Genomic DNA, 19,843 nt, shown 5'->3' with positions numbered 1-19,843 from the left:
CCCGATCCCGGCCCCGCGCGCCAGTGGTCCGCGACCGGCGAGCCCCATCCCGTGGGCAGGCACGCCGGCCCACGCGAGGACGGCGCCGGACGCCGGCAGATGGGCGGGACCTCCATTCCCCCCCCGCGCGACCGTTGCCGTGGCGCGCGCGCAGCGCCTTGACGCGCCCGCCGGGCCACCCGACATCAGGGCAGCGATAGAGGAGACCGCCGATGCCCGCGCCCGACGAAGCTGCCCTCGATTTCCTTCTGAACCGCCGGTCGCGCCCGTCCAAGACGCTGGCCGCGCCGGTGCCGGACCGCGAACAGCTCGGGCCGATCCTCACCGCGGCCCTGCGCTCTCCGGATCACAAGAAGCTCGAACCCTGGCGATTGATCGTGCTTGAGCGTCCCGCCCTGCGCCGTCTTGCGGAACTGGCGACAGAGCGCGGCACCGCCCTGGGCCGGACGCCCGAGGAGATCGAAAAACAGCGTGCCGCCTATGCGACCGGCGGTCTGGCCGTGGCGGTGATCTGCGCGCCGGTGGACAATCCCGCCGTCCCGGAGGTCGAGCAGATCCTGTCGGCGGGCGCCGTGTGCACCGCCCTTCTGAACGCGGCGCTGGCGGCGGGCTGGGGGGCGCAGTGGCTGACCGGCTGGGCCTGCCACGACCGCGTGTTCCAGCAGGACGGGCTGGGCCTGGCGCCGCGCGAATTCGTCGCCGGGGTGATCCACATCGGGACAGAGACCGCCGCCCCGCCCGACCGTCCCCGTCCCGACCCCGCGACCAAGATCGCCTGGATCCGCGAATGATCCTGACCGACACGCTGAAGGCCGTTCGACAACTGTCCGATCCGCGCTTCCAGCGGGTCCTCTGGACCGGGCTGGGTCTGACCCTGGCGCTGCTGGCGGCATTTTCGGCGGCGTTTCTCTGGGGGCTGAACTGGCTTCTGCCCGACAGCGTGCGCCTGCCCTGGATCGGTCCGGTGACATGGCTGGACGATATCGCCTCTGGCGCGTCCCTGCTGGGCCTTGTGTTCCTGTCGGGTCTGATGATGGTGCCCGTCGCCTCGGCCTTCACGTCGCTCTTTCTCGACGATGTGACCGATGCGGTAGAGGACCGGCACTATCCGCATCTGCCGCCCGCCCCGCGCCTGTCGATCCCCGACGCGCTGCGCGATGGCCTTGGCTTTCTGGGTGTGCTGGTCCTGGCCAACCTCGCCGCCTTCGCGGCCTATCTGCTGCTGCCACCCTTCGCGCCGCTGATTTTCTACGCGTTGAACGGTTTCCTGCTGGGGCGGGAGTATTTCCAACTGATCGCCGCGCGGCGGCTGGGGCGAGAGGGGGCGGCCGCGCTGCGAAAGCGTCACGCGGCGCGGATCTGGCTGGCGGGCTGTCTGATGGCGGTGCCGCTGACCATCCCGATCGTGAACCTGCTGGTGCCGCTACTCGGGGCGGCGACCTTTACCCACCTGTATCACCGGCTTCCGGGATCGGCGTCATCCGGTTGAAGACATCCATATCCCGGACAGAGATCTTGCCCGACAGGATCACCGCCGACAGGATCGCCCAGATCAGCGTGCCCCAGATCGTCGTCTGGATCACCTTGCGCTTCAGCGGAAAACGCGCCGGACTGCCGGCGTGGGTGCCGCGGAGGACCCGCCCCTCGTCCCCCTGGGTCGAAAGTCCGATGGGCAGGATCACGAAAAATACCATGAACCAGGTGACCGAATAGAGGACCAGTGCCGACGTCGGACCCATCAGACCTGCTCCAGTTCGATCAGGCAGCCGTTGAAATCCTTGGGGTGGAGGAACACCACCGGCTTGCCATGGGCGCCGGTCTTCGCCGCGCCGTCCCCCAGCACCCGCGCGCCCGACGCCACCAGCCGGTCGCGAGCGGACTCGATGTCCTCGACCTCATAGCAGATGTGGTGGATTCCACCCGAAGGGTTCTTCGCCAGGAACCCGGCGATCGGGCTGTCCTCGCCCAGCGGATGCAGCAGCTCGATCTTGGTGTTCGGCAGATCGACGAAGACCACCGTGACACCGTGATCGGGCTCGTCCTGGGGGGCGCCGACCTTCGCGCCCAGGGTGTCGCGATACTGCGCGGCGGCGGCGGCAAGGTCCGGAACCGCGATGGCCACATGGTTCAGTCGTCCGATCATCTGCCTCTCCCTCATGCGGCGCGCGCCGGAGTATCGCGGCGCCGCCCCGCCCGCAAGGCCGCCGGTCGCCGCGGTTAACCCGATATTAGCCTCGTTCGTGCCTAGTGAGTCGCAAATTGGAGGACCGCCATGACCGATCTGTCCGACGACTTCGTCTTCGCCCATCGCCCGACGGCCGACCGGCCGCTTCTGGGCCAGACCGTCCTTGTCGTCGAGGACAGTCGTCACGCGGGAGAGACGATGCGCCTGATGTGTCTGCGCGGCGGCGCCCGGATCCGGCGGGCCGACAGCCTGCGCGCCGCGGCCCGGCACCTGACCTCCTACCGCCCGTCCATCGTGATCGTGGATCTCGGCCTGCCGGACGGGTCCGGGCTGTCGCTCATCTCGCAACTGTCCAAGGCCGTGCCGCGGGTGCCGGCGCTGCTGGCGGCCTCTGGCGATCCCGACCTGCGCGACAACGCCATCGACGCCGGCGCCGACGATTTCCTGGATAAACCATTCGGATCCGTGTCGTCGTTCCACAGCGCGCTTCTGGCCCGGCTGCCGAAGTCCGCGCGCCCGCTCGGCCCGCGGCTTTTGACCGACGAAACGGTAGAGCCGGACCGCAACGCGCTTCTGGACGATCTGGCGCTGATCGCGGACCTGCTGGATCCGTCGAGCGACCGGAGCACCATCGCCTATGCACTGAACTTCGCGCGCGGCCTCTGCCGGTCGGTCGGCGATGCAGAGCTTCTGGCGTCGGTCGAGGACGTGGACGCAGCGCTGGACCGCGGGGCGCCGGTGATGGGACAGATGTCCAAGCTGGCCGCGATCCTGCAGGCCCGGTTGGGCACGGAGCGGCTTGCCGTCTGAACGGAGGTCAGGCCATCGGGCGGGGCGCAGATGTGCAGGCCGTCGCAATCGGCCTTGCCGATCGCAACACCCGCGACACGCAGGATCACCCAGGCCCTGGACAGGCGGAACCACAGGCGCGGCAGTGCGACGGTCAACGGATGATCGCGGGGCGACTGGTGCAGATCCGCCGCTCCCGCACGGTGCCGGATCCGGGTGACCATGGGGCCGCCGATGGCCCCGATCTCCGAGCGCGCGCTGACGTCAAGTTCCGCGACCGGCGACCGGGGCAGGTCGCCCCCGGTCCGACCGACCGGACCCGGGACGGGACGGCGGGCGAATGTGATCGCGAACCTCAGTTGCTGGTCGAGTCCGATCATGTCGTGGGCCAGCCGGGTATCGCCCAGCCCGGCCGCGAAGCCGGACAGATGCGGCACCCGGTCGAGCGCGCGCTGCGCGGACACGCGGGCGATCCCCAGCAGGCCGGCGCCCTTCCCCAGCAGGTCAGTCCCGCGGCAGGACGCGCAGGCCAAGGTCTCGGAGCTGCTCGGACGTCGGCTCCGACGGCGCGTTCATCATCAGATCCTGCGCCTGCTGGTTCATCGGGAACATGATGACCTCGCGGATGTTCTGCTCATCGGCCAGCAGCATCACCATCCGGTCGATGCCGGCCGCGCAGCCCCCGTGCGGCGGGGCGCCGTACTGGAACGCGTTGACCATGCCGCCGAAGCGGGACCGGACCTCTTCCTCCGGGTAGCCGGCGATCTCGAACGCCTTGAACATGATCTCCGGCCGGTGGTTGCGGATCGCGCCCGAGACCAGCTCGTACCCGTTGCAGGACAGGTCGTATTGATAGCCCAGCACGCCCAGCGGATCGCCCTCCAGCGCCGCCATCCCGCCTTGCGGCATGGAGAACGGATTGTGGCTGAAGTCGATGCGGCCCTCGTCGTCCTTCTCGTACATGGGGAAATCGACGATCCAGGCGAAGGCGAAACGGTCCTTGTCGATCAGCCCCAGCTCCTCCCCGATCACGGTCCGCGCGCGACCCGCGACAACCTCGAATTCGGACGGCCTGCCGCCCAGGAAGAACGCGGCGTCGCCCACCCCGAGGCCAAGCTGCCGGCGGATCTCCTCGGTCCGCTTCGGGCCGATGTTTTTGGCGAGAGGACCGGCGCCGACAATCCAGGTCCGATCCCTCGGATCGAGTATTTCGTCGATCTCTCGGCTATCGGCTTCTCGCGAGCGCGGATCGACGATCTTGTCTCGATTTTCCTGATTTGCTTCGACCTCCCGCCAGAAGATATAGCCCATCCCCGGCAGCCCCTGCTCCTGGGCGAACTTGTTCATCCGGTCGCAGAACTTGCGTGACCCGCCGCCCGGTGCGGGGATCGCCCGGATTTCCGTGCCGTCCTTCTCCAGCAGGCTCGCGAAGATCGCAAAGCCGCTGCCCGCGAAATGCTTCGATACCACCTGCATCTCGATCGGGTTGCGCAGGTCGGGCTTGTCGGTGCCGTATTTCAGCGCCGCCTCGGCATAGCTGATCCGGGGAAAGACCTGGTCGACCTTCCGGCCGCCGCCGAACCGCTCGAAGCAGCCGCGCATCACCGGCTCGATGGTGGCGAACACGTCCTCCTGCTCGACGAAACTCATCTCCAGGTCGAGCTGGTAGAAATCCGTGGGCGAGCGGTCGGCGCGGGGGTCCTCATCCCGGAAACAGGGCGCGATCTGGAAATACCTGTCGAAGCCAGACACCATGATCAGCTGCTTGAACTGCTGCGGCGCCTGGGGCAGCGCGTAGAACTTGCCCGGATGCAACCGCGAGGGCACCAGGAAGTCGCGCGCGCCCTCGGGCGAAGAGGCGGTCAGGATCGGCGTCTGGTATTCGTTGAACCCCTGATCCCACATCCGTTCGCGCAGGTCGCGCACCACGTCCGAGCGCAGCACCATGTTGGCGTGCAGACTCTCGCGGCGCAGGTCCAGGAAGCGGTAGCGCAGGCGCGTCTCCTCGGGGTAGTCGGGCTCACCGAAGACCGGCAGGGGCAGTTCCGCGGCCCGGCCCAGCACCTCGATCTCGCGGCAATAGACCTCGATCTCGCCGGTCGGCAGCCTGGGGTTCACCAGGCTCTCGTCCCGCGCCTTCACGGTCCCGTCCACGCGGATGCACCATTCCGAGCGGACCTTCTCGGCCTCTGAAAACGCCGGCGAATCCGGGTCGCAGATCACCTGGGTGATCCCGTAGTGGTCGCGAAGGTCGATGAAGAGCACGCCGCCATGGTCGCGCACCCGGTGGACCCACCCCGAGAGGCGCACGGTCTCTCCCACGTCGCCCTTGCGGAGCGCGGCGCAGGTCTGGCTGCGATAGGCGTGCATCGGGATCCCCTTTTCCGGTTGCCTGCGCGATACACATCCCCGCCCCAGGGAAGTCAAGCGCACCGTCCGGGTCGTCGCGGGCGTACAGGATGTGGACAGCGCGGCCTTGCCCCCTAAGATGATGGCAAGGAACAAGGAACCGAAGAGTCCGGATATGTGGGAACGCATTTTCGAGCGCCTTGTGCGCAGTATCGTCGTCGATGGGACACTCCGCATCACCCTGCCATCGGGGCGCCGGTTCGCCGCCGGATCGGGCGCGCCGGAGGTCGCCGCCACCATCCATGACGAGGCCACCGTCAGGCGCATCCTCGCCAATCCCGATCTGGCGACGGCAGAGGGGTACATGGACGGCCGCCTCACCCTGGAGAACGACGACCTGCGCGGGTTCCTGGGCATGGTGCTGACGAACATGCGCAAGGGCCACCGCCACTGGTCCCAGGACGCCCAGATCGCCATCGGGCGTCATCTCAGGCGGTTCTCGCAGTTCAATCCGATGGACCGGGCGCGCAAGAACGTGGCCCATCACTACGACCTGTCTTCGGATCTCTACGATCTATTCCTCGACGAGGACCGCCAGTATTCCTGCGCCTATTTCCGGTCCGACAACGACACGCTGGAACAGGCGCAACTGCAAAAGAAACGCCATATCGCCCGGAAACTGCAACTGGAACCGGGGATGCGCGTGCTGGACATCGGCTGCGGCTGGGGCGGCATGGCCCTGACCCTGGCAGAGGAATTCGGCGTCGAGGTTCTGGGCGTCACCCTGTCCACCGAGCAGCACGCGATGGCCACGAAACGCGCCCGCGACCGGGACCTGTCCGACCGGGTGGCGTTCCGCCTTCAGGATTACCGCGCCATTCCGGAGACCTTCGACCGGATCGTGTCGGTGGGTATGTTCGAGCATGTCGGCCAGCCCCATTACGATGAATATTTCGGCAAGGTCCGCGACATGCTGGCACCGGACGGCGTGGCGCTGATCCACACCATCGGACGGTCGAACCCGCCTGGCATAACATCGCCCTTCATCGCCAAGTACATCTTTCCCGGCGGCTATCTTCCGGCCCTGTCGGAGATGTCCGCAGCGATCGAGCGGCAGGAGCTGGTCTCCACCGATATCGAGGTCTGGCGCCTGCACTACGCCAAGACGCTGAACCATTGGGAAAGACGCTTCGCCGCCGGCTGGGAAACGGCCAAGGCGCTCTATGACACGCGATTCTGCCGTATGTGGAAATACTACCTGGTGGTGTCGGAGATGAGTTTTGTCCATGGTGCGCAGGTCGTGTTCCAGGCGCAGCTGACCCGGCGCAACGACGCGGTTCCGATTACGCGGGACTACATGTACCCGGACGGGCTTGCCTGAGCGCCGACCGCCCTTGCACCCCTGCCACGGCTGCGTATAACCCCGGTCGATTTGCGCCCGCCCCTTCGGTCCGGCGCCACGCCCCGGAGGGACGACATGCCGAAGCGTACCGATATCCAGTCCATCATGATCATCGGCGCCGGTCCAATCGTCATCGGCCAGGCCTGCGAATTCGATTACTCCGGCGCCCAGGCCTGCAAGGCGCTTCGCGAAGAAGGCTACCGGGTCATCCTGGTGAACTCCAACCCGGCGACGATCATGACCGATCCGGGCCTGGCCGACGCCACCTATATCGAGCCGATCACGCCCCAGGTCGTCGCCCGGATCATCGCCAAGGAAAGGCCCGACGCGCTTCTGCCGACCATGGGCGGTCAGACCGGCCTGAACACCGCGCTGAAGCTGGAGGAAATGGGCGTTCTGGCCGAATACGGGGTCGAGATGATCGGCGCCCGCCGAGAGGCCATCGAGAAGGCCGAGGATCGCAAGCTCTTCCGCGAAGCGATGGAAAAGATCGGGCTGGAGAACCCCCGGGCCACCATCGTCGCGGCCCCGAAGACCGAAAAGGGCTACGATATCAAGGCCGGGCTTGCCGAGGCCATGGAGGCCATTGAATTCGTCGGCCTGCCCGCCATCATCCGTCCCGCCTATACCCTGGGCGGCACGGGGGGCGGCGTGGCATACAACCGCGAGGATTACGAACTTTACTGTCGCTCCGGGCTGGACGCCTCTCCGGTGGCGCAGATCCTCATCGACGAGAGCCTGCTGGGATGGAAGGAGTTCGAGATGGAGGTGGTCCGCGACCGCGCGGACAACGCGATCATCGTCTGCGCCATCGAGAACGTGGACCCGATGGGCGTCCATACCGGCGATTCCATCACCGTCGCCCCGGCGCTGACGCTCACGGACAAGGAATACCAGATGATGCGCGCGGCCTCGATCGCGGTGCTGCGCGAGATCGGCGTCGAGACCGGCGGCTCCAACGTGCAATGGGCCGTGAACCCCGAGGACGGTCGGATGATCGTGATCGAGATGAACCCGCGGGTGTCGCGTTCCTCCGCGCTGGCCTCCAAGGCCACGGGCTTTCCCATCGCCAAGATCGCCGCGAAACTGGCCGTCGGCTACACGCTGGACGAGCTGGACAACGACATCACCGGCGTCACGCCGGCCTCTTTCGAGCCGTCCATCGACTATGTCGTGACCAAGATCCCGCGCTTCGCCTTCGAGAAGTTTCCGGGCGCGAAACCGGATCTGACAACGGCGATGAAATCGGTGGGCGAGGCCATGGCCATCGGCCGGACCTTCCACGAGTCGATGCAAAAGGCGCTGGCCTCGATGGAAACCGGCCTGTCGGGTTTCGATGAGATCGCCATTCCCGGCGCGCCGGATCCCGCGTCGATCCACGCGGCGCTGGCCCGCCAGACCCCCGACCGGCTGCGTGTGGTGGCACAGGCCATGCGCCACGGCTTGTCCATCGACGACATTCACGCGGTCACGAAATACGATCCCTGGTTTCTTGCCCGCATCCGCGAGATCGTCGCGGCCGAAGACCGGGTCCGCGAGACCGGCCTGCCCTCTGACGCCGACGGGCTGCGCGACCTCAAGATGATGGGCTTCACCGACGCCCGCCTCGCCACGCTCACCGGGAAGGACGAAACCGCCGTGCGCCGTGCGCGCCACGATCTCGGCGTGACGGGGGTGTTCAAGCGCATCGACACCTGCGCCGCCGAGTTCGAGGCCCAGACGCCCTACATGTACTCGACCTACGAAGAGCCGATGATGGGCGAGGTCGAGGACGAGGCACGCCCCTCCGGCCGCGACAAGATCGTGATCCTGGGCGGCGGTCCGAACCGGATCGGCCAGGGGATCGAGTTCGACTATTGCTGCGTCCATGCCTGCTACGCTCTGTCGGAGGCGGGCTACGAGACGATCATGATCAACTGCAACCCGGAAACCGTCTCGACCGACTACGACACCTCGGACCGGCTCTATTTCGAGCCGCTGACCTTCGAGCATGTCATGGAGATCCTGCGCGTCGAGCAATCCGAAGGCACGCTCAAGGGCGTGATCGTCCAGTTCGGCGGCCAGACGCCCCTGAAGCTGGCCAACGACCTGCAGGACGCCGGTATCCCGATCCTCGGCACCTCGCCCGATGCCATCGACCTGGCGGAGGACCGCGAGCGGTTCCAGGGGCTGCTGTCCGAACTAGGCTTCAAGCAGCCCAAGAACGGCCTGGCCCGGTCCGACGAGCAGGCGATGGCGATGGCGGAAGAGGTCGGCTATCCGCTGGTTATCCGCCCGTCCTATGTGCTCGGCGGCCGCGCCATGGAGATCGTGCGCGATCCCGATCACCTGAAACGCTACATTCGCGACGCGGTGGACGTATCGGGCAAGAACCCGGTGCTTCTGGACAGCTACCTCTCCGGCGCGGTCGAGGTGGACGTGGACTGCCTCAGCGACGGCCAGACCGTCCACGTGGCCGGCGTCATGCAGCATATCGAGGAAGCCGGTGTTCATTCCGGCGACAGCGCCTGCTGCCTGCCGCCGCACACCCTGCCCCGCGATCTGGTCGAGGAGATGGAGCGCCAAGCCGTCGCCATGGCGCTGAAACTGGGCGTCGTCGGCCTGATGAACGTACAGTTCGCGGTCAAGGACGGCGACATCTATGTGCTCGAGGTCAATCCCCGGGCCTCGCGCACCGTGCCCTTCGTCGCCAAGGCCACTGATTCGGCCATCGCCTCCATCGCCGCGCGGCTCATGGCCGGAGAGCCGTTGTCGAACTTCCCCCTCCGCCCCCCCTACCCCGCGGGCGCGTCCGTGGACGAACCCCTGCCGCTGGCAGATCCGATGACCCTGGCGGACCCGAACATGCCGTGGTTCTCGGTCAAGGAATCCGTCCTGCCGTTCAACCGCTTTCCGGGCGTGGACACGCTTCTGGGTCCAGAGATGCGCTCCACCGGAGAGGTCATGGGCTGGGACCGCGACTTCGCCACCGCGTTCCTCAAGGCGCAGATGGGCGCGGGCGTGGTGCTGCCCGATGCCGGCACGGTGTTCCTGTCGATCAAGGAGGCGGACAAGACGCCGCAACTGGTCGAGACCGCGCGCATCCTGACCGCGCTGGGACTCGACATCGTCGCCACCGACGGGACGCAGAGGTTCCTGGCTGCCAACGCGATAGAGGCCGTGCGCGTCAACAAGGTCTATGAGGGCGGGCGCACCATCGTCGACGTGATGAAGGACGGCGGCATCGCGCTGGTGATGAACACCACCGAAGGCGCCCGCGCGGTAGAGGACAGCCGCTCCATGCGGGCCGTCGCGCTCAGCGACAAGATCCCCTACTACACCACGCTCGCCGGGTCTCACGCGGCGGCGCTGGCCATGCAGGCCCGCAGAGCCGGGGAAATTGAGGTTCGCTCGCTTCAAGGTTGAAACCGAGGAGATCCGCGCGCCGATCCGCGCGCCCGTGCCGGACGCTTGCCACGGTCCGGGCACGGCGCTACCCCGCGTCACATGGCCAAGCTCTATTTTCACTACTCCACCATGAATGCAGGCAAATCGACCCTGCTTTTGCAGGCCGCGCACAACTACGGCGAGCGTGGCATGGCCACCCGCCTGCTGACCGCACGGCTCGACGCGCGGGCCGGCGCCGGGCGGATAGGCAGCCGCATCGGCATCGGCGCTCCTGCTGAGACATTCGACGCGGCCGACGACCTTTTCGCGCGGACGAAAGCTTGGCTGTCCGGCGGGGCCCTGTCCTGCCTGTTCGTGGACGAGGCGCAGTTTCTCACCGAAGCACAGGTCTGGCAGCTTGCCCGCGTGGCCGACGACCTGTCCGTGCCGGTCATGTGCTACGGGCTCCGGGTGGATTTCCGCGGCCGGCTGTTCCCCGGGTCGGCGGCGCTCCTGGCCTGGGCCGACGACCTGCGCGAGATCCGCACCATCTGCCACTGCGGGCGCAAGGCCAGCATGGTGGTGCGCCAGGACGCCGCCGGCCGGGTGCTGACCAGCGGCGAGCAGATCCAGATCGGCGGCAACGAGAGCTACGTGCCGCTCTGCCGCCGGCACTGGCGCGAGGCCACCGGCGACGCCGCACCTCAGTAGAGCCGTCCGCCCGGCGGAACCTCCCGGTCTGGGCCGATCAGCACCACCTCGCCGTCGGCGTCGGGCACGCCCAGCACCAGCACCTCGGACATCATCGGGCCGATCTGGCGCGGCGGGAAGTTCACCACGGCCAGAACCTGGCGGCCGATCAGCGCCTCGGGCGCGTAGTGCCGGGTGATCTGGGCAGAGGACCGCTTGACCCCCAGATCTCCGCCGAATTCCACGCTGAGCTTGATCGCGGGCTTGCGCGCTTCGGGGAACGGCTCGGCCGCGACGATCCGGCCCACGCGGATGTCGAGCTTGAGGAAATCGTCGAACCCGGCCGTCATGCGCCCAATTCTCGCGACCGGGCCGCGGCGGCCGCGACCGTGCGGCGCATGAGGTCGGGAAGGCTCTCCATCAGCACCTCCAGCCCGGCTTCGGTGGTGCCGTTGGGAGAGGTCACGTCGGCGCGCAGGGTGCCGGGGTCCTTGGGGCTGTCCTCTGCCAGTTGCCCCGCGCCGCCCACGGTCGCCTTGGCCAGCGCCATCGCCAAGTCGGCGGACAGGCCCTCGGCCTCACCGGCGGCGGCCAGTGCCTCTATCATGTGGAACACATAGGCCGGACCCGAGCCCGAGACCGCCGTCACCGCATCCATCTGATCCTCTGACTCAAGCCGCACGGTCTGGCCGACCGCGTCCAGCAGCCGCGCGGCAAGGTCGAGCGACCCCTGGCCACCCTCGTTGGCCACCAGCGCGGTGATGCCGCGGCCCACCGCGGCGGGCGTGTTGGGCATGGCCCGGATCACCGGCGTTCCGTCGCCGAAGTCCTGCGCGTACCGGGCGATGGTCACGCCCGCCGCGACAGAGAGCACCACCGTGTCGCCGCCGCCCAGGTGCGTGACCTGCGGCAGCGCATCGTCCAGAAGCTGCGGCTTGACCGCGATCAGGACCATGCCCGGCGCCTCTGGCAGATCCTCGTTCAGGCGCACGTCCGTGGCGCGCAGCTCATCCGACGGGTTCGGGTCGATCACCCAGACCTCGGCGGGGTCCAGCGCGCCTTTGAGCCATCCCTCCAGCATCGCCGAGCCCATCTTGCCGCAACCCAGCATCACCAGCCCGCGATGCTTCAACGCGTCCATGTCCATGGGGGGTCTCCTCGCCTTCCATCCATCGGTTTGTACAGGGCGTCGCGTCAGGCATCGTCGCCCCGGCCCCGGCCCTTTCCGAAGAGCGGCCCGACCGTGTTGCGCCACACGATCTGCGCCAGTCGCCACAAGAGCAGCACCACCAGCACGATCCCGCCCAGCGCCAGCACCATGGGCCAGGGGAAGAACCGCACGTCCGGCCCGTCCACCACGCGGATCGCGGTGGCGTTCGGAAACGCCGACAGCAACCGGGAACGCCAGCCGTAGTGGGTCACCGCCACCCAGACCGGCGCATCGCGGTTGGACACCAGATCGGCCGCCCGCGCCTGCAGGTCGGCGCTGTCGAACTTGAAGTAGAACGGCCAGCCCCAGCCGGTATCCTCGTTGCGATACACCATCGGGCTGCCATCCGGGTCCACCGTCTCGATGAAGCGGATGTCGCGGTTCTGGCCCGCGGCATCGCCGCCATCGGCGCCGGCGTAGAAGATCGCGTTCCAGCCGAAGTCCATGCGCCGCACGTCGGTGTTCACGATGCGCACCACGTCGCGCTGCGGCAGCGTGTAGTGCAGCACGGCGAAGACGCCCAGCATCACCAGCACCAGGGCGAGAATATTGATCGGCCGCATGACGGTTCCTTCGTGAGTCGCCCCGGTATGCCGCGACCGGGGGGCAAAGGCCAAGCGTATTGATGGACGCGTCGGGTTCTCCCCGGATGCGACCCGTGTCACAGTCCGTCCCATGCGACCGGGCCAGCGAAACCTCATCACCGACGTGCCGGGCCTGCGGGTGGGCCATGCCCAGGACGCGGAGCTGAAATCCGGCGTCACCGTGCTGCTGGGAGAGGGCCGTCTGGCCGCCGGCGTGCACGTCATGGGCGGTGCGCCCGGCACGCGGGAGACCGACCTTCTGGCCCCGGGCACCCTGGTCGGCGAGGTGGACGCGTTGGTGCTGTCGGGCGGGTCGGCCTATGGCCTGGCGTCCGCGGACGGCGTGGCGCTGGGGCTGCGGCAACGGGGCCGGGGCTTTGCGGTCAGGGACCGGCGCATCCCCATCGTCCCGGCCGCGATCCTTTACGACCTGGATGCGGGCGGCGACCCCGGCTGGATCGACACGCCCTACCCCGCCCTGGGCCGCGCCGCCCTGGACGCGGCCTGCGGCGCGCCCGAACTGGGATCCGTCGGCGCCGGAACCGGCGCGCTGGCGGGCACGCTGAAGGGCGGCATCGGCTCGGCCTCGGCGGTTCTGGACGACGGCACGACCGTGGGCGCGCTGGCCGCCGCGAATCCCATGGGCGGCTGCGTCTGCCCCCGGACGGGCCGCTTCTGGGCCGCGCCTTTCGAAGAGGCTGCGGAGTTCGGCGGCCGCGGCGTACCGGAGCGCGCCTGCGCCGTCACCAAGGGGTCCGCGCCCGGCACCGCCACGACCCTCGCCATCGTCGCCACGGATGCCGCGCTCGACGCCGCGACCGCCACCCGGCTGGCGACCGTCGCGCATGACGGCATGGCCCGCGCGATCCTGCCCGCACACACGCCGTTCGACGGCGATCTTGTCTTTGCAGTCTCCACCGGCGCGCGGCCCGCGCCCGACCCGGCCGGGCTGGCCGCGCTGGGTCATGCCGCGGCCACCTGCCTGGCCCGCTCCATCGCCCGTGCGGTGTTTCTGGCCGCCCCTGCCCGGAACGACCCGCTGCCCTGCTGGCGAACCCTTTGGGAGTAAGGGGGTCAGCCCCGCCAGAACGCGGTGGTGAAGAGCACGTAGACCGCCATGAGTTCCAGCCGGCCGACCAGCATCCCGGCGATCAGCAACCATTTGGCCCCGTCGTTCAACGGCCCGAAATAGCCCGACGGCCCGATGATCGGCCCCAGACCGGGGCCGATGTTGCCGATCGCCGTCGCCGCCCCGGAGGTCGCCGTGACGAAGTCCAGCCCCGTCATCCCCAGCGACACGGACAAGACCCCCAAGGACACCACGAAGAGAACGAAGAATGCCATGACCGATGACAGGACCTCCTCGGAGACGCGGCGATCGTCGAATTTCGGGGCGAAGACGCCATGGGGCGAATGGATGCGCCGGATCTGGGTGGCGATGGCCGACATCAGGATCTGGTAGCGGAAGATCTTGACCGAGCAGCAGGTCGATCCCGCGCAGCCCCCGATCAGGCCGATAAAGAAGAACACCACCATCGCGAAGCTGCCCCAGAGCTGGTAGTCCACACTGGCGTATCCGGTGCCGGAGATGATCGACGTCACGTTGAAGAACGCCTCCCGCAGCGACTCCTCGAAGCCGCGCTCGTCCTCGACGATCTGGAACAGCGCCAGCACCACGGCCATGGAGGTGATGACCAAAAGATACGCATGGATCTGTGAATCGCGGAAGAATGGCCGCGCCGTACCGGACACAAGCTGGATGTAGCGCACGAAAGGCAGGCTCGCCAGGACCATGAAGATGCTGGCGACGTACTCCGGCGGCCCCTGGAACGCGCCGAAGCTGGCATCCGTGGTCGAGAACCCGCCGGTCGAGACCGTGGTCAGCGCGTGGTTGATCGCATCGAAGCTCGACATGCCCAGCGTCAGGTAGCTCAGAAAGCACAGCATGGTCAGAACGACGTAGATCCAGCTGATCTGACTGGCGATCTCGGCCGCGCGCGGCAGGATCTTGCCCATCGTGTCGAACGCTTCCGAGCGGAAGATCTGCATCCCCCCGACCCGCAGTTCGGGCAGGAATACCATCGCCACGACGACAATGCCGATGCCGCCGAACCATTGCAGCATGGAGCGCCACAAGAGCAGCCCCTCCGGGAAGTCGTCGAGCCCGCTGAACGCTGTCGATCCGGTGGTGGTCATGCCCGACATCGCTTCGAAGAAGGCGTCGGTCACATCGGCTTCGAGGGGCGAGAAAAGGAACGGCAGGGCGCCGAACACCGGCAGCGCCACCCAGACCAGGGTGGTCAGCAGAAACGTCTGCTGCAAACTCAGCCGCGCGGTCGTCGCATTGACCGAGGACAGCGCCACCAGCCCGCCCGTCAGTATGGAGATCACGGCGGCATTCAGGAACACCGGCCAGTGGCCATTGCGGTAGATCAGATCGATGCTCATCGGCACCAGCATCGATGCCCCCAGACTGGCGACCAGCAGGCCGATCACATATCCGACAGGGCGAAGGTCGATCATGAGCGGAACGCTTGGCCACCTGGCCGGGGGGTGTCAAGCGGCCAGCGGCGCAGACTCCAATGCGTAGGCCGCACGGATCGCATCGCCGGTCGGCGTGGCGGGATACGCCTCCGGATCGCGGTGGACGGCAAGGACGAAAACGCGCAGCCCGACCTCTGGTCGCTCGTCGGCGCCGAGCGCCAGAAGCATATGGATCATGGCGCGGTTCTGCGAGTGCACGAACGCGTCGAAGCGCGCGATCCCGCGCGCTGCGGCCACCTTTAGAAGCCGGCCCAGGAGGAGAGAGCCAAGCCCCCTGCCCTGCGCCGCGTCGATCACCGCCAGCGACATCTCCGCGCGGGCCTCATCCGCCTGTCCGCGGAAGAAATGAGCGATTCCAGCGGGCTGCTTCCGGCCGCCCTCGATCAGGATGGCGCCGATTGCCTCATGCAGGACGTGGTCCGGACGGGTGAACATGTCGATATCGGACGGCGGCAGCCGCTCCACCGCGTGGAGGAACCGGAACAGGCGGCTTTCGCGCGACAGCCCGTCGAAGCCCTCGGCCAGTGCCGCCGCGTCCTGCGGACCGACGTCGCGGATCAGTGCCGGGGTGCCGTCCCCGAGCCGGGTTCGGACGCCCCGCTCAGGCACGTCGTCAGCCAAGTTGGTAGAGCGACTGGAACAGCCGCGGGTCCAGGCTGCCGGTGTCGAAAGTCGCGCCTTCCGTCAGGACGCTGACCGCGTCGTGGCTATGCAGGCTCTCTTGGTGGCTGGCCAGGACGCGGTAATCGCCGACGCGTGGCTCTGCCTGGAGCCGTTCTGCAAAGAGCCGGGCGGCATCCTCCACGAAGATCGGGTTGGCGGCGTTCAGCTCGGCAAAGGCCTGTTCGTCCTCTCGCTTGACCATCACCTGCGTTTCGGTCGGCACGGCGGCCCGGCAAAGCTCGACCAGGTCCTCGAACCACAGGATCTGTCCGGATTGGACCACCACAGAGATCCGCGCCACCGACCGTTGAGAATGCGGCGTGGCAAGCTGGCCGCGCTCCCGCCGCGCGTGTTCGCTGAGTTCCAGAGAGCAGGGGCACGTAGAGGAATAGAGATAGTCGAGATGCAGCACCTTGATGCGCACCCCGCCCCGGTCGATCACCTCCAGCGCAAGATCGTAGTACTGGTAGCCCGACAGGCCGGAGCGCAGGCTCTCGACCCGCATCGGGTAGGACAGGCGCATCATCAGCCGGGCATCGAAGCTTTCCAGCCGCTCCTTGTAGGCGTCCAGCGTGCGCTCCATCACCTCGAACGACGCCGTTTCCTCGGCGTGTTCGTAGAAGGTGCGCATGATGCGCGACATGTTGATGCCCTTCTTTCCGGCCTCCAGGCTGACCGTGCCGGTCACCGATGTTTCAAGCAGATGCGCCGCACCGTCGCGGCTAAGGTAGCGGATGGGCAGCCGGAAGTTCGAGATCCCCACGTGCTGGATGCTCTTCCGCGCGCCGCGGATCAGGCTTGCCGGACCGTTCTGCAGATCCGGAAGGCTCAGCCGGTAGGCCGGATCGGCCGCGAATTCGTCCGGATAGGCGCGGCGAAAGGCGGGATATTCCGCGACCGGACCGCCGAGCAGTGCACGGAGGGCCGGATCGACGGTCTCGATCTCTTCGACCGTGGCGCTCGCAGTCCAGAGGCGCAGCCGTTTGAGCAGCTCCGCCGCCTCGTCGCTGTCCGGTTCGCGGCCGAAGCCGGGTTGATGAACGTTCATGTCGTGCCCTCCGGGATCATCGCACCCAAGATAGGGACGCATGCCGCCTCGATCCACGAACTGCGTCAAAATACATCTATCTGCCGCGACTCAGGCGTGGTCCAGCGCCTGGCGAAGGTCCCGCAGCAGATCGTCCGTGTCCTCCAGCCCGACGGACAGCCGCACCAGCCCCGGGCCGATCCCCAGCGCGGCGCGGGTCTCCTCGGACAGGCGCTGGTGGGTGGTGGTGGCGGGGTGGGTCACAATGGACTTGGCGTCACCGAGATTGTTCGAGATCGTGACGATCCGAAGCGCATCCAGGAACCGGAACGCGGCCTCTCTCCCGCCCTTGAGGTCCAGCGCCAGCACCGTGCCGAAGCCGGTCATCTGCGCCCGCGCGATGGCGTGCTGGGGATGGCGCGGCAGGCCCGGATAGGCGACGTGCGCCAGACGCGCATGGCCGCGCAGCGCCTCTGCCAAAGTCTGGGCGCTTGCCGACTGGGCCCGGACGCGCAGATCCAGGGTCTCCATGCCCTTGAGCATGATCCACGCGGTAAAGGGCGACATCGCGCCGCCGGTATGTTTCAGGAACGGCTCCAGCACCTTGCGGACGAAGGCGCGCGTGCCGCAGACCGCCCCGCCCAGCGCGCGGCCCTGACCGTCGATATGCTTGGTGGTGGAATAGACCACCACATCGGCGCCCAGCGCCGCCGCGCGGCTGTAAACGGGGGTGACAAAGACGTTGTCGACGATCACCAGCGCGCCGGCGTCATGGGCCAGGGCCGCGACCGCCCGCAGGTCGATGACCTCCAGTGTCGGGTTCGATACCGTCTCCATGAACACGGCGCGTGTGTCGGGGCGGATCGCGGCGCGCCATTGCTCCAGGTCGGTGCCGTCCACGAAGCTGACCTCGACCCCGAAGCGGGGCAGGATTTCCTCAAGGATATAGAGGCACGACCCGAAGAGCGCGCGGGACGACACCACATGATCTCCCGCCGTCAGCACCGCCATCAACGCCGCGTTCACCGCCGCCATGCCGGAGGCGGTGGCGAAGCAATCCTCGGTCCCCTCGACGGAGGCCAGGCGGTCCTCGAACATCCTGACCGTCGGATTGCCGTAGCGGGCGTAGATGAACTCATCCTCGCCCAGGTTCTCGAACCGGTCGGCGGCGGCCTGCGCGCTGTCGTAGACGAAGCCCTGCGTGAGAAAGATCGCCTCGCTCACTTCGCCGTATTGCGACCGGCGGATGCCGCCGTGAACCAGCTTCGTCCGGGTGTTCCAATCGTCTGCCATGGGGTATCGTCCTCTCGCCATTGCCCCCACCGATCAAGTGTCGGGGCGCCATCCGGCGACCGACCTCTTTAGCGGAAATGTTTTACGTGGCCCGCAATCCGGTGAACAAATCGCCACGACCGGAGCGGTAGGCCCGTTGCGTGAAACCGTCAAGCACCGTCATCGGGCATTTACCTCACCGTCACCCGTTCGTCGTAGCGCCTGTATAGACGCCGGACAGAAGACACGGGCCGCTCCGGCCGGGAGAGCAGGAGATGCCGCTACTTTCGGTGAGTGTGACGCGGGACGGCGGGCTGGATGTCGCGGGGTCGCTGGGAACGGCGCTCGCGGAACTGCCGCCCGAGGCCCCGGTCATCGCCATGGTCCATGGCTACAAGTACGACCCGGCAGGCGCCGCCACGGACCCGCATCGGACGCTGTTCGCCATGGAAAGCCAGCGCCGCGGGCGCCGCGCCGCCTCCTGGCCCGCGCGGCTGGGCGTGGGCGACGGCGCCGCGGCCGAGCCGCTGGCCATCGGTTTCGGCTGGGGCGCGCGGGGGAGCTTCTGGCGGGCCTGGCGCCGGTCTGGCGCCGCCGCCCTGGCACTGGCGGGGCTGGTGTCCTCCCTGGCCGCGCGGGGTCGCACGGTGCATCTGGTCGGCCATTCTCTGGGCGCGCGGGTCTGCCTGCGGGCGCTGGCGCTGGCGCCAGAGGGCGCGATCGGCCGGGTCGTGCTGCTGTCAGGTGCCGTGCCCCGGCACGAGGCGCGCGCGGCGCTGGCCTCTCCAGCGGGCCGGCGGGCCGAGGTGGTCAACGTCACCAGCCGCGAGAACGACCTTTTCGACGCCCTGACCGAGGCGCTGACCGGCTTTGCCGACCGCACCATCGGGGACGGACTGCCGGGCGCGCCGTCCAACTGGCTGGACCTGCAGATCGACGACGACGCGACGCGCGACGGGCTGGACCGCCTCGGCTATCCGATCGGTCCGGCCTCCGCGCGGGTCTGCCACTGGTCGTGCTACCTGCGGCCCGGCGTCTTCGCGCTCTACCGGGATCTGCTGCGCGACCCGCGCCGTCTGCCGCTGCCGCTGCTGGCCGCCCATGTGCCCTCAGCCACGCAGCCGCGCTGGTCGCGGATGCTTGCGCGGCACCTGCCGGGGCGCGGGATCAGTCGTCCGATCCGGTCCCGTGCTCGCGGAACAGCCGCCCCTGAAGGATGAAGAACACGAAGATCGCCGCCGTCAGCCCGAAGGTCTTGAAATTCACCCAGGCATCCGTGGACATGGTGCGCCAGACGACCTCATTGAGCAGCGCCAGCCCGAAAAAGAGCGCGCAGAACCGGCGTGTCAGGATCATCCAGCCGGTTCCGTCAAGGGGAACGGCATCGCCCATCACGCTGCGCAGGTAGCTCTTGCCCCGCAGCAGGCCAACGCCAAGGATCGCACCGAAGATCAGGTAGATGAGGGTGGGCTTCATCTTGAAGAACCGCTCGTCGTTGAACCAGACCGTCAGAGCACCGAACACGACCACCAGCACCAGCGTGACGATCTGCATCTTCGACAGCTCGCCGGTCAGCTGCCACAGCAGGAACGTGCACAGCGCCAGCAGCGGTACGAATCCCGCGGTGATGAGCACGAAGCCCGAATATTCCGTTCCCGCCACCATATACGTCCGGTCGCGCAGCAGCAGGTAGGCCACGAAGAACGCCGCGATGGGGCCCAGTTCCAGAACGGTCTTGAGGGTCGATTTACTCATGCCTGCT

19 protein-coding genes, 1 pseudogene and 1 riboswitch are annotated in these 19,843 nt (G+C 67.8%); of the genes and pseudogenes, 8 read left to right on the top strand and 12 right to left on the bottom strand.

The window, feature by feature from the left end; translation table 11 throughout:
* The first annotated feature begins 212 nt into the window (after nucleotides 1–212).
* Together KW83_RS10690 and KW83_RS10685 are read left to right on the top strand one after the other, a co-directional pair.
* Nucleotides 213–791 carry a nitroreductase family protein gene (locus tag KW83_RS10690; protein WP_036178313.1) on the top strand — a complete coding sequence of 193 codons (579 nt, stop codon included), beginning with the start codon at nucleotides 213–215 and terminating at the stop codon, nucleotides 789–791.
* The gene (locus KW83_RS10685) at nucleotides 788–1,489 is read left to right on the top strand and encodes an EI24 domain-containing protein (protein ID WP_036178311.1); all 702 of its coding nucleotides are present in this window, start codon (nucleotides 788–790) and stop codon (nucleotides 1,487–1,489) included. Before KW83_RS10690 ends, KW83_RS10685 begins: the two co-directional genes overlap by 4 nt.
* Here KW83_RS10685 and KW83_RS10680 read toward each other — a convergent pair.
* Both KW83_RS10680 and mce read right to left on the bottom strand, forming a co-directional pair.
* Nucleotides 1,443–1,739, bottom strand: coding sequence for a DUF1467 family protein (locus tag KW83_RS10680; protein WP_036178309.1), 297 nt, complete (start codon nucleotides 1,737–1,739; stop codon nucleotides 1,443–1,445). The two genes, KW83_RS10685 and KW83_RS10680, sit on opposite strands and share 47 nt — an antisense overlap.
* Nucleotides 1,739–2,143 carry a methylmalonyl-CoA epimerase gene (gene mce / locus KW83_RS10675; protein WP_036178307.1) on the bottom strand — a complete coding sequence of 135 codons (405 nt, stop codon included), beginning with the start codon at nucleotides 2,141–2,143 and terminating at the stop codon, nucleotides 1,739–1,741. Before mce ends, KW83_RS10680 begins: the two co-directional genes overlap by 1 nt.
* A gap of 129 nt (nucleotides 2,144–2,272) precedes the next feature.
* Here mce and KW83_RS10670 point away from each other — a divergent pair, with 129 nt between their 5' ends.
* Nucleotides 2,273–2,995 carry a response regulator gene (locus KW83_RS10670; RefSeq protein ID WP_036178305.1) on the top strand — a complete coding sequence of 241 codons (723 nt, stop codon included), beginning with the start codon at nucleotides 2,273–2,275 and terminating at the stop codon, nucleotides 2,993–2,995.
* Between the two features lie 59 nt (nucleotides 2,996–3,054).
* On the opposite strand, the pseudogene KW83_RS21930 reads toward KW83_RS10670, so the two are convergent.
* Nucleotides 3,055–3,411, bottom strand: a pseudogene (locus tag KW83_RS21930) (hypothetical protein); the annotation flags it as partial.
* A gap of 67 nt (nucleotides 3,412–3,478) precedes the next feature.
* Entirely contained in the window at nucleotides 3,479–5,344 is a 1,866-nt protein-coding gene (aspS, locus tag KW83_RS10665) for an aspartate--tRNA ligase (RefSeq protein ID WP_036178304.1), read from the bottom strand.
* A 154-nt stretch (nucleotides 5,345–5,498) separates the two neighbouring features.
* Between aspS and KW83_RS10660 the strand changes: the two genes are divergently transcribed.
* The 3 genes from KW83_RS10660 (at nucleotide 5,499) to KW83_RS10650 (ending at nucleotide 10,802) form a co-directional block, all read left to right on the top strand.
* Nucleotides 5,499–6,704 (top strand): SAM-dependent methyltransferase, encoded by a 1,206-nt coding sequence (locus KW83_RS10660; protein WP_036178303.1) that lies wholly within the window; start codon nucleotides 5,499–5,501, stop codon nucleotides 6,702–6,704.
* A 96-nt stretch (nucleotides 6,705–6,800) separates the two neighbouring features.
* Entirely contained in the window at nucleotides 6,801–10,130 is a 3,330-nt protein-coding gene (gene carB, locus KW83_RS10655; protein WP_036178301.1) for a carbamoyl-phosphate synthase large subunit, read from the top strand.
* An 81-nt stretch (nucleotides 10,131–10,211) separates the two neighbouring features.
* Entirely contained in the window at nucleotides 10,212–10,802 is a 591-nt protein-coding gene (locus tag KW83_RS10650; RefSeq protein WP_036178298.1) for a thymidine kinase, read from the top strand.
* On the opposite strand, the gene KW83_RS10645 is transcribed toward KW83_RS10650, so the two are convergent.
* From KW83_RS10645 to KW83_RS10635, 3 genes are read right to left on the bottom strand one after another with little or no spacing between them, the layout of a single operon-like run.
* A complete protein-coding gene (locus KW83_RS10645) occupies nucleotides 10,796–11,131 on the bottom strand; it encodes a tRNA-binding protein (RefSeq protein WP_036178296.1) in 336 nt (111 codons plus the stop codon). The genes KW83_RS10650 and KW83_RS10645 overlap by 7 nt on opposite strands.
* Nucleotides 11,128–11,928 carry a pyrroline-5-carboxylate reductase gene (proC, locus tag KW83_RS10640; RefSeq protein ID WP_036178295.1) on the bottom strand — a complete coding sequence of 267 codons (801 nt, stop codon included), beginning with the start codon at nucleotides 11,926–11,928 and terminating at the stop codon, nucleotides 11,128–11,130. The genes KW83_RS10645 and proC overlap by 4 nt, the downstream gene beginning before the upstream one ends.
* Before the next feature lie 47 nt (nucleotides 11,929–11,975).
* Nucleotides 11,976–12,554 carry a DUF1523 family protein gene (locus KW83_RS10635; RefSeq protein WP_051928437.1) on the bottom strand — a complete coding sequence of 193 codons (579 nt, stop codon included), beginning with the start codon at nucleotides 12,552–12,554 and terminating at the stop codon, nucleotides 11,976–11,978.
* Nucleotides 12,555–12,666: 112 nt separating this feature from the next.
* Here KW83_RS10635 and KW83_RS10630 point away from each other — a divergent pair, with 112 nt between their 5' ends.
* Nucleotides 12,667–13,644: a P1 family peptidase gene (locus KW83_RS10630; RefSeq protein ID WP_036178293.1), complete on the top strand. Its 978-nt coding sequence runs from the start codon at nucleotides 12,667–12,669 to the stop codon at nucleotides 13,642–13,644.
* A 5-nt stretch (nucleotides 13,645–13,649) separates the two neighbouring features.
* Here the strand turns inward: KW83_RS10630 and KW83_RS10625 are convergent, their stop codons facing one another.
* From KW83_RS10625 to metZ, 4 genes are all read right to left on the bottom strand, one after another.
* Nucleotides 13,650–15,098, bottom strand: coding sequence for a TrkH family potassium uptake protein (locus KW83_RS10625; RefSeq protein ID WP_036178291.1), 1,449 nt, complete (start codon nucleotides 15,096–15,098; stop codon nucleotides 13,650–13,652).
* Between the two features lie 33 nt (nucleotides 15,099–15,131).
* Nucleotides 15,132–15,728: a GNAT family N-acetyltransferase gene (locus KW83_RS10620; protein WP_161785486.1), complete on the bottom strand. Its 597-nt coding sequence runs from the start codon at nucleotides 15,726–15,728 to the stop codon at nucleotides 15,132–15,134.
* A gap of 4 nt (nucleotides 15,729–15,732) precedes the next feature.
* Nucleotides 15,733–16,830 (bottom strand): GTP cyclohydrolase FolE2, encoded by a 1,098-nt coding sequence (gene folE2 / locus KW83_RS10615; RefSeq protein ID WP_152563565.1) that lies wholly within the window; start codon nucleotides 16,828–16,830, stop codon nucleotides 15,733–15,735.
* Nucleotides 16,831–16,920: 90 nt separating this feature from the next.
* A complete protein-coding gene (metZ, locus tag KW83_RS10610; protein WP_036178287.1) occupies nucleotides 16,921–18,102 on the bottom strand; it encodes an O-succinylhomoserine sulfhydrylase in 1,182 nt (393 codons plus the stop codon).
* Between the two features lie 47 nt (nucleotides 18,103–18,149).
* A riboswitch (SAM riboswitch) is annotated at nucleotides 18,150–18,229 on the bottom strand.
* A 127-nt stretch (nucleotides 18,230–18,356) separates the two neighbouring features.
* Here metZ and KW83_RS10605 point away from each other — a divergent pair.
* Nucleotides 18,357–19,301, top strand: coding sequence for an alpha/beta hydrolase family protein (locus tag KW83_RS10605; protein ID WP_152563564.1), 945 nt, complete (start codon nucleotides 18,357–18,359; stop codon nucleotides 19,299–19,301).
* Here the strand turns inward: KW83_RS10605 and KW83_RS10600 are convergent.
* Nucleotides 19,249–19,836, bottom strand: coding sequence for an inner membrane-spanning protein YciB (locus tag KW83_RS10600; protein ID WP_036178285.1), 588 nt, complete (start codon nucleotides 19,834–19,836; stop codon nucleotides 19,249–19,251). The two genes, KW83_RS10605 and KW83_RS10600, sit on opposite strands and share 53 nt — an antisense overlap.
* Between the last annotated feature and the right edge of the window lie 7 nt (nucleotides 19,837–19,843).

Origin of the sequence: Palleronia rufa (assembly GCF_000743715.1) — a bacterium.
In the GTDB taxonomy this organism is placed as follows: domain Bacteria; phylum Pseudomonadota; class Alphaproteobacteria; order Rhodobacterales; family Rhodobacteraceae; genus Palleronia; species Palleronia rufa.
The sequence above is the reverse complement of the archived record's forward strand: the minus strand, read 5'-3'. Positions and strand labels throughout refer to the sequence as shown.

Excerpts from the sequence above, each read along its gene's own strand:
- KW83_RS10690 (WP_036178313.1), top strand. The coding sequence starts at position 213 with ATGCCCGCGCCCGACGAAGCTGCCCTCGATTTCCTTCTGAACCGCCGG.
- KW83_RS10685 (WP_036178311.1), top strand. The coding sequence starts at position 788 with ATGATCCTGACCGACACGCTGAAGGCCGTTCGACAACTGTCCGATCCG.
- KW83_RS10680 (WP_036178309.1), bottom strand. The coding sequence starts at position 1,739 with ATGGGTCCGACGTCGGCACTGGTCCTCTATTCGGTCACCTGGTTCATG.
- mce (WP_036178307.1), bottom strand. The coding sequence starts at position 2,143 with ATGATCGGACGACTGAACCATGTGGCCATCGCGGTTCCGGACCTTGCC.
- KW83_RS10670 (WP_036178305.1), top strand. The coding sequence starts at position 2,273 with ATGACCGATCTGTCCGACGACTTCGTCTTCGCCCATCGCCCGACGGCC.
- aspS (WP_036178304.1), bottom strand. The coding sequence starts at position 5,344 with ATGCACGCCTATCGCAGCCAGACCTGCGCCGCGCTCCGCAAGGGCGAC.
- KW83_RS10660 (WP_036178303.1), top strand. The coding sequence starts at position 5,499 with ATGTGGGAACGCATTTTCGAGCGCCTTGTGCGCAGTATCGTCGTCGAT.
- carB (WP_036178301.1), top strand. The coding sequence starts at position 6,801 with ATGCCGAAGCGTACCGATATCCAGTCCATCATGATCATCGGCGCCGGT.
- KW83_RS10650 (WP_036178298.1), top strand. The coding sequence starts at position 10,212 with ATGGCCAAGCTCTATTTTCACTACTCCACCATGAATGCAGGCAAATCG.
- KW83_RS10645 (WP_036178296.1), bottom strand. The coding sequence starts at position 11,131 with ATGACGGCCGGGTTCGACGATTTCCTCAAGCTCGACATCCGCGTGGGC.
- proC (WP_036178295.1), bottom strand. The coding sequence starts at position 11,928 with ATGGACATGGACGCGTTGAAGCATCGCGGGCTGGTGATGCTGGGTTGC.
- KW83_RS10635 (WP_051928437.1), bottom strand. The coding sequence starts at position 12,554 with ATGCGGCCGATCAATATTCTCGCCCTGGTGCTGGTGATGCTGGGCGTC.
- KW83_RS10630 (WP_036178293.1), top strand. The coding sequence starts at position 12,667 with ATGCGACCGGGCCAGCGAAACCTCATCACCGACGTGCCGGGCCTGCGG.
- KW83_RS10625 (WP_036178291.1), bottom strand. The coding sequence starts at position 15,098 with ATGATCGACCTTCGCCCTGTCGGATATGTGATCGGCCTGCTGGTCGCC.
- folE2 (WP_152563565.1), bottom strand. The coding sequence starts at position 16,830 with ATGAACGTTCATCAACCCGGCTTCGGCCGCGAACCGGACAGCGACGAG.
- metZ (WP_036178287.1), bottom strand. The coding sequence starts at position 18,102 with ATGGCAGACGATTGGAACACCCGGACGAAGCTGGTTCACGGCGGCATC.
- KW83_RS10605 (WP_152563564.1), top strand. The coding sequence starts at position 18,357 with ATGCCGCTACTTTCGGTGAGTGTGACGCGGGACGGCGGGCTGGATGTC.
- KW83_RS10600 (WP_036178285.1), bottom strand. The coding sequence starts at position 19,836 with ATGAGTAAATCGACCCTCAAGACCGTTCTGGAACTGGGCCCCATCGCG.